The following is a 16,076-nucleotide window of genomic DNA, read 5'->3' on the forward strand; positions in this document are numbered from 1 at the left end:
GTGCAAGAGCATGGCGTTCCCGCAGCGCGGGCTGGGGAGCGGGTACGGCCAGCGGCTTGCTGACCGGGGTGCCGCTGCTCGGCGCCGCGGGACTCGCCCGGAGTCTCGATGTCGACCTGACCAGCGTGCTGACCGCGGTGATCGCCGCCGCGGTGGTCGGCGCGGCAGCGACCGTCGCGGTCGTGCAGCGGGTACCGCACCGCCATTCGGTACGCGCCGCGCTGCTCGCCGGCGCCGGGCTGGGCGCCGCGCTGCTGCTGGTGGTCAACGTCGCCGTCCCGGTGCCGGGGCTGCTCGCGCTCACCGCGCTCGGACTGCCCTGGGCGGTCCTGGTGGTGTCCGGCCGCGCGATCGCCGCCGCGACGGCCGCCCTGCGGTACTGGCACGTGGGGCTGCTGAACGGGCTCGGCCTGGCCGCGCTGCTCGCCAGCGGCACGGGCGGCGGATCCGGTTACCACTGGGCGGCGGCGGGCGTCCTCGCGGCGCTCGGCGTGCTGGCCGGGGCGACCGCCGCGGAACTGCCGGGCGATGCCGGCTGGCCACCGGCGCTACGCACCCTGTTCGACAACGCCACCCGCCCACGCACCGCGCGTACCGCCGTGCTGGCCCAGGCCGGCCTCGGCATGATCGTGCCCGGCGCGCTGATCTTCGCCGTCGACGTGCTGCGCACCGGGTTCGGCCTCGGTCCGCGCGGCGCCGTCGGAGTCATCGGCGACGCGCTGCTCGCCGGGGCCGCGCTTGCGGTGCTCGTGCGCGGGGAGCGGGCGCTGCGCCTCGCCGTCGCCGCAGCCCCGGCCGGGTTGCTCGTCGCCGCCGGTGCCCTGTCCGTCGGGGCCACGGTCGGCGTCGTGCTGTTCGCATCCGGCCTGGCCGTCGCCGTCGGTGCGCTGGTCGCGCTCGCCGTCTCGGGCGAACGCATCGCCGCCGAGGTGCTCCACCCCGACGCCGGCCCCGCGTTCGTGGCGGCGACATCGGTGCTGTCCCTGGCCGGTGGCCTGGGCGGCGCCGGCCTGCTCGCCCTGCTCAACACCCGGTACGGCGCCGGTCCGGCGTTGGCGGTGGCCGCGGCGGCGGTGCTGGTCGGCGCCGGCTACGCCCGACGGCTCCGGCGCACCGCCGCCGCTGACGCCGAACGGTTGGCCCGGGTGCTCGCCGACGAGGCGGAGGTCGCCCGGCTACGGCACAGCGGCGCACGTCCGGCCGCTCTCTCCTGCTCCGGCATCGACGCGGCGTACGGTCCGGTCCAGGTGCTCTACGACGCGGCCGTACGCGTCGGCGACGGCGAGATGGTGGCGATCTGCGGCCCGAACGGGGTCGGCAAGACCACGTTCCTGCGGGTGCTCTCCGGCCTGCATCGCCCCGCAGCCGGGGTGGTCCGGCTCGGCGGGGCCGACGTGACCGCGCTGACCGCGCCCCGCCGGATCGAGCTCGGCATGTCCACGGTGGTCGGTCAGGCGGTGTTCGGCTCGCTCACCGTCACCGAGAACCTGCGCATGCACGGCTACGCGCTGGGCCGGCGCAGCGACGCGGTGCACCGGGGGGTCGACGCGTCGTTCGCCGTCTTTCCCCGCCTCTACGAGCGGCGCGACCAGGTCGCCGCCACCCTGTCGGGCGGTGAGCGGCAACTGCTCGTGCTCGCCAAGACGCTGATCCAGCGCCCCCGGATGCTGCTGGTCGACGAGTTGTCGCTCGGCCTGGCCCCGGTCGTCGTCGGCGGCCTGCTGGAGATGCTGCGCCGACTCAACGCGCTGGGCACCTCGGTGCTGGTGGTGGAGCAGTCCGTCAATGTGGCGCTGTCGCTGGCCGACCGGATCTACTTCATGGAGAAGGGTGCGATGGTCGCCGAGCACACCGCGGGCGAGCTGGCCGGTCAGCCGGACCTGGTCCGGGCCCTGATGCTCGGCGGCCACGCGCCAGCCGAGGACACCGAGCCCGCGCCCCAGGCGCACGACACCGAGCCCGCGCCCCAGGCGCAGGACGCGCCCACGTCGGAGGCCACCCCGGTGGACGGGGCGGTGATCCGATGATCGGCGGTTTCGACGTCGGCCCGGACCGCATCGTGCTGGGCCTGTTCACCGGCCTCACGTACGGGCTGCTGGCGGTCGGGCTGGTGCTGGTCTACCGGTCCAGCCGGTTCGTCAACTTCGCACACGGCGCGGTCGGGGTGTTCGGCGCCGCCGTGCTCGGCCGGCTGGTCGGTGACGGGGTGCTGCCGTACTGGCTCGCCCTGCCGGTCGGGATGCTCGCCGCCGCCGCGGTCTCCGGCGCGATCGAGCTGAGCGTGGTCCGCCGGCTGCGGCACCGGCCCCGGGTGATCGGCATGATCGCCACCCTCGGGCTGTCCCAGTTCGTGCTCGTGCTCGCCCTGCTGGTGAACAGCTCGGGAGCCAGCGGCCCGGCGTTCCCGGCGCCGCCCGGCATGCCGTCGTTCACCATCGGCAACACCCCGGTCGGCCCGGCGTTCACCGCGATGCTGCTGCTCACTCCGGTGCTGCTGGTCGGGCTCGCCATGTTTCTCAAGCGCAGCCGGTTCGGGCTGGCGATCCGGGCCGCCGCCGACGCCCCCGACGCGGCCACCCTCAACGGCGTCACCGCGGCCCGGATGGCGACCCTCGCCTGGTCGATCGCCGGTGCCGTGGCCGCCTTCTCGGCGATCCTCATGGCGCCGACCCAGGGCACCCAGTCGATTGAGTCGCTCGGCCCGGCCCTGCTGGTGCGGGGCCTCGCCGGCGCGGTGATCGCCCGGTTCTCCTCCGTCCCGATCGCGTTCGGCGCCTCGCTGGGCATCGGGGTGGGGGAGCAGATCCTGCTGTCCGGTCAGTCCAGCGGCGGCCTCGTGGAGCTGGCCCTGGTCGCGGTCATCCTGGTCGCGCTGCTGGCCCATCCGGTCCGCGCGCGCCGCGACGGCGAGGACGGCGGCTGGGGCCGGATCGGTGCGCCGCCGCTGCCCGCCGCCTACCAGCGGATCTGGCTGCTGCGCAACCTGGGCCGGGTCGTCGCCGGGGTGGGCTTTGCCGTCGCCGCCGTGCTGGCCTTCGTGATCAGCAATGAGACCGCCTCGGTGCTCATCGCGATCATCGGCTTCACCCTGGTGGGCCTGTCGATCGGGCTGGTCACCGGTGTGGCCGGCGAGCTGTCCCTGGGCCAGTTCGCGTTCGCCGGCATCGGCGCCGCGGTGTCGGTGCAGGTCTCCGTGCGGACCGGCAACCTGTTCCTGGGGATCCTCGCCGGCTGCGCGGCGGCGGCGCTGGCCGCAGTCGCGGTCGGCGTGCCGGCGCTGCGCCTGCGCGGGCTCGCCCTCGCCGTCACCACGCTCGCCTTCGCGCTGGCCACCAGCACGTTCCTGCTGCGGCAGGGTTGGCTGCTCGGCGATGGCGCGCAGGTGCCCAAGCCGCGCATCCTCGGCCACACCTTCGACCTGGCCACCGACTACTACCTGTTCGCGCTGGTGGTGCTGCTGCTGGGCCTGTGGGTCACCGCCAACCTGCGCGCCGGCGCCTTCGGGCGGATCCTGGTGGCGCTGCGTGACAACGCCGACGCCGCCCGCGCGTTCACCGTCGCGGTGCCGGTGCGGGTCCTGCAGGCGTACGCGGTCGCGGGCGCGCTCGCCGGTCTCGGCGGGGCGGTGATCGGCCACGGGCAGAGCCAGCTCACCGTGAACACGTTCCCGGCGTCGGCCAGCATCGACGTCGTCGCCACAGTGGTGGTCGGCGGGATCACGCTGCTGGGCGGCCCGCTGCTCGGGGCGTTCCTGATCGTCGGCGTACCCGGATTCCTGGAACTGGACATCATCGGCCAGGCCGCGCTGACCCTGGTCTGGCTGGTCGTGGTGATCGCGCTGCCGGCCGGACTCGGCGGGCCGGTGCTGTGGCTGCGTGACCGGATCGCCGCGCTGATCGCCCGCGGGCGCGACGCACCGACGCCGTCCGCCACCGAGGAGATGGGCGGGCCGGCGCAGGCCGCCAGCGGCGGTGGCCCGATCACGCTCCCGCCGCGCACCGTCCCGCTGCGACCGGCGGCGACCGGCGAGCCGCTGCTCTCGGTGCGGGAGGTGGCCCGCTCCTTCGGCGGCGTGCGGGCCGTCGCCGGGGCCAGCCTGGACGTCGCCGCCGGCGAGGTGGTCGGCATCATCGGCCCGAACGGCGCCGGCAAGACCACCCTGTTCGAAATCATCGCCGGCTTCACCCGCCCCGACCGGGGCGCGGTCCTGTTCGCCGGCCGCCCGGTCACCGGGCTGTCGCCGCAGCGGCGGGCCGGTCTCGGGCTGGTGCGCTCGTTCCAGGACGCCCGGCTCTTCGCCACCATGACGGTGCTGGAGACCGTCATGGTGGCAGGTGAACGCACCGCACCGACCAGCCTCGTCGCCGCGGCTCTTGGTGCCACCGGGCCGGACCAGGCCAAGCGCCACCGGGCCGAGGAACTTGTCACGCTGATGGGCCTGGCCCCGCTCGCCGATCGGTTGGTCGGGGAACTGTCCACCGGCACCCGCCGGATCGTCGAGATCACCTGCCTGCTGGCGCTGGAGCCAGCGCTGCTGCTGCTCGACGAGCCCTCATCAGGAGTGTCCCAGACCGACGGCGTCGCGCTGGGCGAGGTGCTGCGCCGGATCCACGACGAACTCGGGGTCACCATGGTCATCATCGAGCACGACCTGCCGCTGCTCGCCCGGCTCGCCGACCGCCTGGTCGCGATGGACGGCGGCCGGGTCATCGCCGACGGCACCCCGCAGGAGGTCCGCGCCCACCCCGACGTGGTCCGCTCCTACCTCGGCACCGACCACGCCGCCGTCAACCGCTCCGGCGTGCCCGCTCAACGTACGACGGTGCCGTCGTGAGCCCGCTCCGCGTCGCCCCGCCACGTGCCCGTGCCGGCCTGCGCCGAACCTGTCAGGAGATCGCCGTGCGAACCTTCCGCCGCCGGGCGCTCACGCTCGCCGCCCTGCTCGCCACCAGCAGTGGCCTCGCCGTCGTGGCAGCACCCCCGGCCGCGTTCGCCGCGCCGGCCCTCACCGTCAGCGTGACCACCGGGCTGACGGACAAGCAGCAGGTCATCGTCAACGGTTCGGGTTTCGCCCCGAACCTGAAGCAGATCGCCGTCGGTCAGTGCGTCGCCGGCTTCAAGGGCCCGACCGACTGCAATCTGTCCGGCGGCGCCGCGTTCGTCAACGCCGACGGCAGCGGGAAGCTGCCCACGGTCACCCTGAAGCTGGCCCAGAAGTTCGGCGCGTTCGACTGCACCAAGCGCGAGTGCGTGGTCGCGGCGCAGATCCTGCCCACGAGCGGCAACGCCGACCAGGTCGAGGCCAACAAGGTCTCGGTGACGTTGACGTTCGGCAAGAAGCCGGCGCAGAAGCCCGCACCGGCAACCCCGTCCGCGACCCCAGCCGCGCCGGCGGCACCCTCGGCCACACCGGCCGCCACCACCTCACCCCCGACCGGGCCGGCGGGCGCCGCCGGCACATCGGCCCCGACGCTGGTCAACGCCAACCGGGTGAACGCCGGCCCGGACCGGTACGCCGTCACCGTGCTGGTCGGCTCCGGCCTGCTGTTGCTCTGCATCGGCCTGCTCGTGCTGATGCCCTACCGGAACCGGAGGTCCTCATGACCCGACGTCGTTTCCCCGTCCGGATGGCAGCGCCCGCGCTCGTCCTGGCGCCGCTGCTGCTGACGATCCCAGCGGCGGCCCCCGCCCGGGCGGCGCCACCGGCCGCGGCGATCGGTCCCACGGCCGCGACGCTGGGCTGCCGGCTCTACTTCAACGACGCCGGCACCGGCAGCTCGCCGACGGTCTGGCAGGACACCTTCACCCTGACCCAGTCGCCGGCCGAGCCGAAGGTCGGCGACACGGTGACCGTCACACTCACCGCGCCCACCGGCCCCGACAACGGGCCGGTGGGGCTGAACGCCGGTGACGTTCCGGTGAACGTCACGCTGGCCCTGGGCGGTTCGCTCTCCGGCAGCGCGACGCTGCGGATGTCCTCGTACCCCGCGCGGGCCGTCGCCCCGGCGCAACCGCTCGGCCCGATCACCGCGACCGGCACCTACTTCGCCGCCGCGGCCGGGGCGGCGACGCTCACCGTCGGCCGGGTCACCTTCGCCAACGCCTCGGCCACGACGCACTGCTCGGCGGCCGGCGACCGCGACCACAAGGCCGCACCGGTGCCGACCTCTATCGTGGAGAGCTTCACCGTCGGCGGTACCGGCACCGCGACCCCACCGCCGAGCCCGTCCGCCTCCGCAACGCCGCCGCCCTCCGCGAAACCGTCGCCGTCGCTCCCGCCGTCCGCGACGGACGACCCGCCGCCGACGGCAACCGACGAGGTCGACACGTCGGCCCAACCCTTCGGCCCGAAAAGCGTGAAGCTGAACTGCAAGACGCTGAGCAGCCTCTCGACGTGGACCGCCACGCACACGCTGAGCATGTCGCCCAGCAACCCCGGTCGGGGTGCCAAGGTGACGGTGAGCCTGAAGTTCTCAGCCGGCCCGAAGAGCGGACCGGTGCCTGTCGGCGCCGGTGACCTGGTGCCCAAGGCGACCGTCAAGGTCGGCGGGGTGGGCAGCGGCACGGTCAACCTGACGGGCCCGGCGTACGGCGCGATCGACGCCAACGCGATACTGCCCGGCGCGACGCTGACCGGGACCTACACCACCTCGCAGGCGGGCCTGGTCAGTCTGACGGTCACCAACGTCGTCTTCGATCACCCGCAGGTCGACACCGAGTGCAACGCCGGCGCCGATCCGGTCACCGGCCCGAAGGAGACGTCGATCGTCGCCAAGTTCACGGTGAAGTCGCGGGCCGCGACCGACGACGAGGGCGAAGGCGGTGGCGGTGGCAACGGCGACGGTGGTGGGTCGCTCCCGACCACGGGCGAGGGGGGCGTGACGACGCTGATACTGCTCTGGTCGAGCGCGGCGCTCCTGCTCGGTGTCGGTCTGGTCGTGGTGCTGCCGAGGCGTCGCCGTCTGCTGCGCAGCTGAACCGGCGAACGGCGCGGGCCGGGGATGCTGCCCCGGCCCGCGCCGCTTGCGTTTGCCGACAGCGCCGTGTCAGTGCTCGCGCAGCAGGGAACCGGCGCCGTACACCTTGTCGGTGATCCCGTTCTCGCGCAGCGCCATCCACCAGGTCGCCGCGTTGATGGCGATCACCGGCTTGCCGAGCCAGCGCTCGGCCTCGTCGGCCAGCCCGACCATCGACAGGTTGGTGCCGCATTGGACCAGGGCGTCGACGTCCGGGCCGTCCACGGCCAGCAGCGCCCGGCGCAACTCGTCCTCCGGAACGTGGGCGATGGAGACCGCGGTCGGGCACTTGAGTCCCTCGATCGCGGCCACCTCGAAGCCGATCTCGGAGAAGAACTGCACGACGTTCGTGTCGCCGATCGGTTGGTACGGTGTGACCACGCCGATGCGGCGTGCGCCGTAGAGGCGCAGTGCCCGCTCACACGCCTCCGCGCCGGTCGCCACCTCCAGCCCGGTGATCGCCTTGATCTGGGCGACGAACTGCCGGTTGCCCTCGACGCCGCCCCAGAACGTCTCGGCGGACATGCCCATCACCATGTAGTCGGGCTCGCAGGTCAGCACCCGCTCGCAGGCCCCGCCGATCTCGTCGCGGATCTGGGTCAGGAGGTTCTCGAAGTTGCCGTCGCTGGAGAGGTCCTGGTCGCGGATGTGGATCCGGGAGAAGTGCGCGGTCACCCCGGGCACTGTCATCCGGTAGAAGTCCGGCTCCACGATGGTGTTGGTCGACGGGGCGATGACGCCGAACTTGCGGCGCCAGCCGAGCGCGTCGGTCATGAGCGGACGGCTCCTTCCTGGGCGGGGGTCGGGTGGGACGTGGTCGAGGCCGGGTGGTGAGCGCGCACGGTCAGCCACGCCGCGGCCAGCAGCGCCGCCTGTCCGAGGGTGTTGGTGCCCTGCTCCACCCACTGCATGGCCAGGGTTTCGTGATCGGGGTGGTTGCGCAGCGGCACCAGCAGCAGCACGCAGGCCAGCCCGGCGACGTAGAGCGCCACCGCGCCCCAGGCACGCCGCCGGCCGGCGATGATCGCGGCCAGGACGCTGACGGTGGTCACGCCCGTGGTGGCGAGGGCGAAGATGGGGGCGAAGATGGCGTACGCGGCGGCCACGCCGGCGGTCACGGCCAGCACGGCGGCGAACGGCCACCACGGCACGCTACGCCCGCGCAGCGCGCTCGCCAGGCCCCAGATCAGCCCGACCGCGCCGACCGCCATCAGCGGGAACAGCGCCGCCTCCAGCCAGGGCAGGTCGATCGAGAATCCGGCCAGCAGCAACTTCCAGGTCGACTTGGCCAGGCCGCCGAGGCCGATCAGGACGGCGCTGACGCGGGCGACCGGGCCCACTTGCGGCACGACCCGGGCGGCCACGCTGGCCAGGATCCAGAACCCGACCAGCGCCAGACCGGTCGGCACGAAGTCCTCCAGCGCGAGGACGACGGTGTAGTCGCTGCCGTTCACGACAGGTGCTCGCGCCGGGTCACCGCGGGGCCGCCGACGGGCTCGCCGAAGAGGTCGCGCTTGCGGAAGGCGGCGACGGCGAACCGAGCGGCGGCCTTGCGGCTGGTCAGCCAGGCGGCCCGGCTGCCGTTGCGGCCCCCGGCGAGGACCCGGTCGGCCAGCCACGGGGTGACCGTCTCGACCCGGTCACCGAGGATGTTGAAGACCTTCTTGGCCTTCGCCAGCTCGTCCGGCGGGTAGTCGTGGGTGAGCAGGTCGGTCACGACGATGCCGGGGGAGAGGTGGTGCACGGTGACCCTGTCGGCGACCCCGGCTGCGGCGAGCTCCTTGGCCAGCCCGTCGGTCAGGTAGGTGACCGCGCGCTTCGATGCCCCGTACCCGGTCAGCCCCGGCCGGGCCTGGCCGTTGGAGCCGAAGCCCTCCATGTTCCACAGCGCGCCGCGGCCCTGCTCGATCATCGCGGCGAGCACCACCGCGCTGGCCCGTGCCACCCCGCCCAGGTTCGCCGCGAGCACTCCGTCCAGCTCTGCCGGCGGCAGCTCCCACAGTGGGCGGCGGGCATGGTTCGTGCCCGCGTTGTTGATCCAGATGTCGACCCCGCCGAACGCCTCGGCGGCCGTCGCCCAGAGCACGGACACGTCGGCGCGGTCGGTGACGTCCGCACGTACCCCGAGCACCTCGGCTCCGGCCGGCACGGAGGCTTCGGAACGCAGTGTGGCGAGCGCAGTTGCCACCGACTCCGCGCTGCGTCCGCAGAACGCGACCCGGGCGCCGCGGGCCAGCAGCGCGCGTACCAGGCCGGCACCGATCCCGCGGGTGCCGCCGGTCACCACCACCGCGGTCATTCGGCCGGCTCCCAGGCGAGCAGGCCGTGTAGGACGCTGTCCAGCACGTTGCCCCGGAACAGCTCGTACACCACGGCGAGGCGCCCGCCGGCGGACATGCCCGGTTCGGCGTCGATGGCGAACTCGCGGCCCTTGACCTTCCACACGTCGCCGCCGTCAGCGTGAAAGTGCCAGGACGGGTAGCTGGCCCGGCCGAAGCCCTGCGCGTTGCCCCAGGCGTCGGGGCCCTCGAAGAACAGCCGGTCACCGTCGCGGCGCTGCTCGACCACGTACCGCCGGTCCAGGCCAGCACCGGCCCAGCTGACCACCCGCCGGGTGCGCAGCAGATCGATCGGCTCCAGGTCGAGGCGCACCGCGACCTCGCCGCGCAGCTGCTGGTCGGCGCCCCACAGCTCGCAGCTGCCGGTGAACGCGCCGGCCTGCTTGGTCGGCAGGATGTACGGCACCGGACCGCGCCGCTCCTCGGCGGACAGGAACCGCGCCACCCGCTCGCGGGTGTCGGGGTTGGTGTCGTGGTCGAAGCTTCGGGTGTAGACGCCGTTGAAGCAGCCCACCACCGTCCAGCCCTGGTAGAGCATCGACGAGTAGACCTGGGTCTCGCCGTCGGGCAACACCTGATTCCAGGTGTTCAGGTCGACCTGCCAGCCGGGGCCGTAGTAATGCGAGTCTACAAAGGAGCCGTACGGCTGGCCGGTGCCGAAGAAGTCGGGGCCGGTGTAGACCCGGTCGGCGTCGGAGTCGATGACGCCGAAGGCGAACGGCGCGCCCAGCCGGTAGCGCCCGGCCAGCTCGCCCCCGCCGACCAGCCCGCCGTCCATGAAGTACGTGGTGACGCCGTCGGCGAAGACCGACGAGCGGCGGATCTTCTCGAAGCCCTGCCACACACCGGTGGCGGTGAACAGCGACGGCCGGCCGTGCCACTCGCCGGCGATCCGCTGCTGCCACTCGCTCGGTTCAGCCGCCGCCGGTGCGGTCGGTTCACCCATTGCCGATCAGCTCCGCCCGGATCCGGTCGGTCGCCGGCTCGCCGATCAGCCGGGTGACCCGGGCCCAGACCGGGTCGACGTCGGGACTGAACAGGTTGACCCGCACGGCGGTGTCGCGGGCGGCCAGGTCGGTGTCGGCCAGGCCCGCCACGACGTCGGCCGGTAGGCCGTCGGTCACCAGCGCGGACCAGTGCTCGGCGTACGCGGAGACGGCGGCTCCGATCTTCCGGAACGCCTCCTCGGTGGCCCGGCTGACCAGCATCCACGGCGACATCAGCGCGTGCTGGCGCGGCCCGATGTCGGCCCGGCTCAGCCCGTCCATCGCGCTGGCCTCGGTGAAGACCGGGGTGAGCGGCTGGTACGCCGCGTCCAGGTAGGGCAGGTGGCTGCTCAGCTCGGCCCGGGGAATCAGGTCGAGGTGGTAGGCGTAGTAGTCGCCGCCGTACACCGAGTCCAGGGTGAAGTGCGGGACCGCGCTGTCGGCGGCGGTGAAGGCGAAGACCATGTGGCTGTCGAGGCGGATCATCGGAACGACCAGCCCGACGTAGACCACCTTGGCCACCGGCTGACCGGGTGCGCCCTGCCAGACCCGCAGCGCACCCACCGGGTCGGGCGACATCGGGCTGCTCAGCGGCTCGTCGATGACCGCGGTGAGCGGGTGCCGGGCGGTCAGGTGGGCCACCGCGTTCTCGCAGAGTTCCAGCGGGAGACTCATGCCTGCTCCTTCGTCGTCGCGCTGCTGGTGGGGCTCGCCTGCGCCTCGGCTCCTGCGGCGGCGTCGGCGCCCTCTTCCTCGGTGATGCGCTTGAGCCCGATCCGCTGCGCCTCCGCCACGGTCGGGTGGTCGCCCTTGGCCTTGTGCACCCAGGCGCGGGCCAGCTCCGGGTTCTCCCGGCGGGCCGGCGAGGGGATGACGGTCGCCTCCCGGCGCGGCACGTCGCCCGTGATCCGGTCGGCGTCGGAGAGCATCCAGCCTCGTTCGGCCAGCTCCTGGCGGCGTCGCCGGTAGTGCACCGCGATGAGGTCGCTCTTGACGTGCAGTTCCGCGCCGAGGTCGAACGGAAGCAGCTCGGGGCGGACGTTGTTCACCACCTCGGCGTCCTGGTAGAAGATCTTGAGTACGCGCTGCACGGCGTTGCGGTTGGCCCACGCCCCGGTGAAGAAGGTGCGCAGTGCGACCCACTTGACCAGCGTGGTCGTCTCGTCCACCGGAATGTTGGTGTCGTAGATGATCAGTTCACCGATCGACAGCCGGACGTGCAGCTTGATCATGTTGGGCAGCATCCAACCGGCCGAGGTGACCACCGGCGGGCGGTTGGCCAGGTCCGCGTTGTTGCGGTTGACCAGCGACCAGAGGCCCTTGGAGCGCGGCGGGTGCAGGCTGACCGTGGCGTACGCCGACCACTCGTCGGGGATTTCGAGCTCGTACTCGGGAACCTCGGGCTTCTGCGGGTTGCCGAATGCGCCGCCGTGCACGAAGGGCGCGTGCGCGATGTCGCAGCCGTTCTCCAGGATCCGCTCGTAGTTGGCCTTCCACAGGAACTCGCCGGTCACCGCGCGGAACTTGCCGCCGTTCTCCACCAGGTTGTCGAACTCCGGCCAGACCGGGATCGGCGGTCGCTCGGCCTCGGGCAGGTCGCCCATGAAGACCCAGACGAAGCCGTAGCGCTCCTGCACGGGGTACGAGTCGACCCGGGCCTTGTTCGGGATGCCCCGGCCGGGCTGGTTCGCCGGGATCTTCGTGCACGCCCCACCCGGCTCGAACTCCCAGCCGTGATACGGGCAGACGATGTTCTCGCCGGCCGTCGAACCGCCGGAGAGCGCCGCGCCTCGGTGCACGCACAGGTCGGACAGAGCCACCACGCGCCCGCGCGGGGTGCGGTAGAGGGCCAGGTACTGGCCGAGCACGGTGATCCGGGCCGGCTTGGTGGTGACCCGGTCCGAGAACTCGACCGCGTACCAGAAGTTCTTGAGCATGGTGGCTTACCTCCGACGGAACGAGGCGATCGAAGAGGTGGTGCCGAGCTGTGCCAGCAATCGGTCGAAGCCGTCGGTCGGTTCGCCGCGAAGGTGGACGGCGAGGAACCCGGACAGCAGGTCGACCAGGAGCGCGCGGGTGGCTTCCGGCTCGGCGGTCGCCTCCTCGTCGAGGAAGGCGCGCGCCGAGGTGGGATCGAGCGGGTGCACGATGCTGAAGTGGTTGGCGCCGGCCAGCCGCACCAGCAGGTTGGTGCCGCCCGCGTCGGGCAGCGCCTCGTCGAAGGTGCGGGTGATCGGGTCGGCGCGGGTGGCCGTGTCCTCGCCGTACCGGTCGGCCGAGCCGTTGATCACGCCGTCGTGGGTGCCGGCGAGCAGCATGACCGGGCAGTCCACCTGGGCCGGCAGCACGGTGCCGGCCGGCCAACCGAGCATGGTCGCCACCATGGTGTGCGCCCCGTAGCTGGCCACCGCACGGACCTCGGGCAGGAACCGCGCCGACTGCAGCGCGACCGTACCGCCGGCCGAGTGACCCACCAGCGCCACCCGGTCGAGGTCGAGCAACCCGTCGAGCGGCCCGGTGAGCTGCGCCAGCGCGTCGAGCACCGGGCGCAGCGAGGGGCTGGTCGGTCGGCTGCCGTAGCCGTCCGGCCGGGCCGCGTCCAGGTCGACGCCGGGAGTGATCCCGTGCAGGCCGGCGAAGAGCACTCCGACCCAGTCGTAGGTCACCGCGACGACGCCCCGGGCGGCCAGTTCCATTGCCAGCCAGCGGTAGGCGTCCTGCCCGACGTTGACGCCGGAGACCAGCAGGGCCACCGGGTACGGGGCACCGGCCGGGTCGGCCGCCAGGACCCCGCTGAGCCGCTCGGCGTCCGAGCCGGTGGGCCGGGCCGGGTAGTAGACCCGCAGGTGCGCGGTGTCGAACGGTGCCGGCGCGCCGGGGACGCGTACGGCCCACCAGACCGACCGGACACCGCCTTCCTGCCCACCGCTCATGCCGACGGCCGGGGGAGTTCGCGGTCGCCGCCCCAGAGCGCGCGGACGAGCTGGTTGGTGGTCTCCTCGCCGAAGTAGCGCACGCCCATCACGTTCGCCGGGTCGCGGTCGGCGATATTGCGGCGGATCCGCAGATCGGTCTCGGCGAGCGCGGCCCGCTCCTCGGCTGGCACCGGCTCGGCCTCGTCGACCCAGCGCAGCCAGCGGTCGACGTGGGCGTGGGTCACCTGGCTGACCTTCTCGATGTTCTCCGGGCTGCGGTCGAAGGAGTAGCAGTACGCCGTCGGTGACAGGCTGGCCCGGATGAACCCGGCGCGGCTGACGAAGTAGTCGAACGCCGGGTCGTTGCGCAGTTGCAGCCACTCTTCGTTGGCCGGCTCGTAGTACCTGTCGTAGTAGTCGCCGTCCTCGACCATGTTGACCCGGGGCACCGAGTCGACGTAGAACCAGCCGCCGGGCCAGACCAGCAGGGCCAATCCCAGGTGCGGCACCCTGACCTGCGGGCCCAGCCAACACGTCAGGTGCAGGTTGGCGAAGCTGGCACCCGGGTTGCCCAGCCAGGAGTGCACGAGCCAGTCGACCTCGGGTCCGGTGTACGCGGCGAGCGAGCCGCCCGGTCCGTTCGGGTAGTCCCCGTAGTTTTCCAGCGCCTCGGTGGACGGGTCGCGGGTCAGCGCGAACCGTGCGGTGATCTTGTCCTTCAGCTCATTCAGGAGTGCCTGGTACCGGTGGAACGTCTCGTGGACGTCGACAGTGGGGGAGTCGTCGAGCATCTCCTCGACGTGTTTCAAGGTGTCGGCCACGGTCAGCGCCTTTCGGTAAGGGCCTGGACGAGCCGCCACGGGCGGCCGTCGACGAGGTCGGTGCGGCGGGAGACGAGCCTGTTCGCCGCCTGCGCCGGCGCCACGACGGCATGCGTGACGGACCGGTCGGCGGCGATGTCGGTGCGCAGTGGGCTGCTGATCCGGCCGGTGAACGGCCCGGCCCAGGTGGTCCAGAGGGTGAAGTCGGCGCTGAGGGCGAAGACCGCGGCGCCGGTGCCGAGCGGCCCGGCGGCGATCACGTTGAGCCGGTTTTCCGCAGCCCGCTCCGGCAGGCCCAGCGCCAGCTCCCATGGCTCGCGCGGGGTGAACGGCACGGCGACCACATCGGCGTCGGCGAGCGCGGCGAGCCGGAACGTCTCCGGGAAGATCGCGTCGTCGCCGACCACGATCGCCAGCCGCCCCCAGGGCAGGTCGAAGGTGCGCAGCGCGTCTCCGGGCCGCACGGCGTCGCGGGCCGCGCCGGCCCGATGCAGTTGTGGCTGCTCGCCGAGCACGCCATCCGGGCCGATGAGCAGCCCGACCGGGCCGTCGGCGGTGCGGGCGGTGGCCACCGCGTACCCGTTGGTGCCACGCAGTTTCGGTGTCAGCGCCGCGGCCACCTCGGCCGGCCCGACGTGCGTGCCGAGGGCGTTCTCGGCGAGCACGGCGAGCAGCGCGCCCTCGGCGACCGCCTTGGCGAGCAGGTCGGCAGCCTGGCCGGGCTCCCGCGGCCGGACCACGGCGACCGGCAGGCTCGACGCGCTGGGCGGCCGCCGGCGGCCGGTCGGCGCGTCCCCGAGCGGGCCGTAGAGCTCCGGCCGGCGGGCCGCGAGGATGTCGCTGCCGTCCGGGCGGTGCTTGTCGTCGGCGCACTCCGGAGCGATGTCGGCGATGACGACCGCCTCACCGGTACGCGGCCCCTTGGCCAGCACCGTGCCGTCCGGTGCGACGATCTGCGACTCGCCGGCCCCGTGCAGCCACTGCTCCGGCACGCCCAGGCCGCGGCTCATGGCCGGCAGATGCTCGGCGGGCAGCAGCGGGCCGACCTTGTTGGCGGCGATCACCCAGGCCCGGTTCTCCGCGGCCCGCACCGGAATGTGCAGCGCTGCCTCATCGGTGGCGAACGAGTTCAGGCTGTTGAGCAGCACCTGCGCGCCGCGCAGCGTGAGCCCGCGGGTGGTCTCGGGAATGACGCCCTCCATGCAGGCGTACATGCCGAGCCGGCCGATCGGGGTGTCGAGCACCGGTCCGACCTCGGTCGCCGGGTCGAGGTGGTCGTTCTCGGCACCCATCAGGACCTGCTTGTCGCAGCTGCCGAGCAGCGCCCCGTCCGGGCCGAAGAGGAAGTTGGTGCCGCCGGTGCGTCCGTCGGGATAGGCGTGCGTGACATTGATCTTGATATACACCCGGTGCTCGGCGGCGCTCGCGGAGATCGCGGTGAGGAAATCGTCGCCCGGCCGGGTGGCCAGAGCGTGCGCCTGGGCGCGGTCGGTGTACCAGGCCAGATGGTTGCAGAACTCGGGTAGCACCACGAGCTGTGCGCCCTGTCGGGCGGCGTCGGTGACCAGGCGCAGGCAGGTGGCCAGATTGGCCCCGATGTCCTGGCCGGCCTCGAACTGTACGGCGGCAACCCTGATGGTCATTCCCGCTCCGGTTCCCCTGGCGAAACGCTGTTTCCAGAACATACACTCGGGCGACGCCGGGGAACAGGGGGAAGAACAGGTGTTTACGCACGTGGTACTCATGAAGTTCGACGATGCGGCCGATGCTGCCAAGGCGAGGTCGCTGCTGGAAGGTCTGGCCAGCTCAATTGATGAGATCGCGACGCTGACCGTCGCCCTGGACACGCTGCGGACCCCGGTCTCCTACGACCTGTGCATGATCAGCACACACACCGACGTGGACGCGTTGCGCGCCTACCAGTCCCACCCCGCCCACCTGGAGGTGGCGGGCTGGCTCAAGCCGCGCCTCGCGGCCCGCGTCGTCGTCGACTACTGAC

At 72.9% G+C, this 16,076-nt stretch carries 14 protein-coding genes; 5 read left to right on the forward strand and 9 right to left on the reverse strand.

The window, feature by feature from the left end; all coding sequences use genetic code 11:
* Window positions 1–56: 56 nt before the first annotated feature.
* The 4 genes from GA0070619_RS05175 to GA0070619_RS05190 all read left to right on the forward strand — a co-directional run bounded on the left by GA0070619_RS05175 (window position 57) and on the right by GA0070619_RS05190 (window position 6,977).
* Window positions 57–2,027, forward strand: coding sequence for an ABC transporter ATP-binding protein (locus GA0070619_RS05175; protein WP_157743907.1), 1,971 nt, complete (start codon window positions 57–59; stop codon window positions 2,025–2,027).
* Window positions 2,024–4,834, forward strand: coding sequence for an ABC transporter permease subunit (locus GA0070619_RS05180; RefSeq protein WP_088946996.1), 2,811 nt, complete (start codon window positions 2,024–2,026; stop codon window positions 4,832–4,834). Before GA0070619_RS05175 ends, GA0070619_RS05180 begins: the two co-directional genes overlap by 4 nt.
* Before the next feature lie 65 nt (window positions 4,835–4,899).
* Complete coding sequence (locus tag GA0070619_RS05185) at window positions 4,900–5,604, forward strand: neocarzinostatin apoprotein domain-containing protein (protein WP_172861981.1); 705 nt, start codon at window positions 4,900–4,902, stop codon at window positions 5,602–5,604.
* Window positions 5,601–6,977: a hypothetical protein gene (locus GA0070619_RS05190; RefSeq protein ID WP_157743908.1), complete on the forward strand. Its 1,377-nt coding sequence runs from the start codon at window positions 5,601–5,603 to the stop codon at window positions 6,975–6,977. Before GA0070619_RS05185 ends, GA0070619_RS05190 begins: the two co-directional genes overlap by 4 nt.
* A gap of 69 nt (window positions 6,978–7,046) precedes the next feature.
* Here the strand turns inward: GA0070619_RS05190 and GA0070619_RS05195 are convergent, their stop codons facing one another.
* From GA0070619_RS05195 to GA0070619_RS05235, 9 genes are read right to left on the reverse strand one after another with little or no spacing between them, the layout of a single operon-like run.
* Entirely contained in the window at window positions 7,047–7,790 is a 744-nt protein-coding gene (locus GA0070619_RS05195) for a maleate cis-trans isomerase family protein (RefSeq protein ID WP_088946999.1), read from the reverse strand.
* Window positions 7,787–8,470 carry a hypothetical protein gene (locus tag GA0070619_RS05200; RefSeq protein WP_088947000.1) on the reverse strand — a complete coding sequence of 228 codons (684 nt, stop codon included), beginning with the start codon at window positions 8,468–8,470 and terminating at the stop codon, window positions 7,787–7,789. Before GA0070619_RS05200 ends, GA0070619_RS05195 begins: the two co-directional genes overlap by 4 nt.
* Window positions 8,467–9,315, reverse strand: coding sequence for an SDR family NAD(P)-dependent oxidoreductase (locus GA0070619_RS05205; RefSeq protein WP_088947001.1), 849 nt, complete (start codon window positions 9,313–9,315; stop codon window positions 8,467–8,469). Before GA0070619_RS05205 ends, GA0070619_RS05200 begins: the two co-directional genes overlap by 4 nt.
* Complete coding sequence (locus GA0070619_RS05210) at window positions 9,312–10,301, reverse strand: hypothetical protein (RefSeq protein ID WP_088947002.1); 990 nt, start codon at window positions 10,299–10,301, stop codon at window positions 9,312–9,314. Before GA0070619_RS05210 ends, GA0070619_RS05205 begins: the two co-directional genes overlap by 4 nt.
* Window positions 10,294–11,016 carry a hypothetical protein gene (locus GA0070619_RS05215; protein WP_088947003.1) on the reverse strand — a complete coding sequence of 241 codons (723 nt, stop codon included), beginning with the start codon at window positions 11,014–11,016 and terminating at the stop codon, window positions 10,294–10,296. Before GA0070619_RS05215 ends, GA0070619_RS05210 begins: the two co-directional genes overlap by 8 nt.
* Window positions 11,013–12,278 (reverse strand): aromatic ring-hydroxylating dioxygenase subunit alpha, encoded by a 1,266-nt coding sequence (locus GA0070619_RS05220; protein ID WP_088947004.1) that lies wholly within the window; start codon window positions 12,276–12,278, stop codon window positions 11,013–11,015. Before GA0070619_RS05220 ends, GA0070619_RS05215 begins: the two co-directional genes overlap by 4 nt.
* Before the next feature lie 6 nt (window positions 12,279–12,284).
* Entirely contained in the window at window positions 12,285–13,274 is a 990-nt protein-coding gene (locus GA0070619_RS05225) for an alpha/beta hydrolase family protein (RefSeq protein WP_197699597.1), read from the reverse strand.
* Window positions 13,271–14,077 carry an oxidoreductase gene (locus GA0070619_RS05230; RefSeq protein ID WP_088947005.1) on the reverse strand — a complete coding sequence of 269 codons (807 nt, stop codon included), beginning with the start codon at window positions 14,075–14,077 and terminating at the stop codon, window positions 13,271–13,273. The genes GA0070619_RS05225 and GA0070619_RS05230 overlap by 4 nt, the downstream gene beginning before the upstream one ends.
* A gap of 2 nt (window positions 14,078–14,079) precedes the next feature.
* Window positions 14,080–15,720: a nitrilase-related carbon-nitrogen hydrolase gene (locus tag GA0070619_RS05235; protein ID WP_088947006.1), complete on the reverse strand. Its 1,641-nt coding sequence runs from the start codon at window positions 15,718–15,720 to the stop codon at window positions 14,080–14,082.
* On the opposite strand from GA0070619_RS05235, the gene GA0070619_RS32160 reads away from it, so the two are divergent.
* Entirely contained in the window at window positions 15,713–16,075 is a 363-nt protein-coding gene (locus GA0070619_RS32160; RefSeq protein WP_255509111.1) for a Dabb family protein, read from the forward strand. The genes GA0070619_RS05235 and GA0070619_RS32160 overlap by 8 nt on opposite strands.
* The last annotated feature ends 1 nt before the right edge of the window (window position 16,076 follow it).

Source organism: Micromonospora zamorensis (assembly GCF_900090275.1).
GTDB lineage: Bacteria > Actinomycetota > Actinomycetes > Mycobacteriales > Micromonosporaceae > Micromonospora > Micromonospora zamorensis.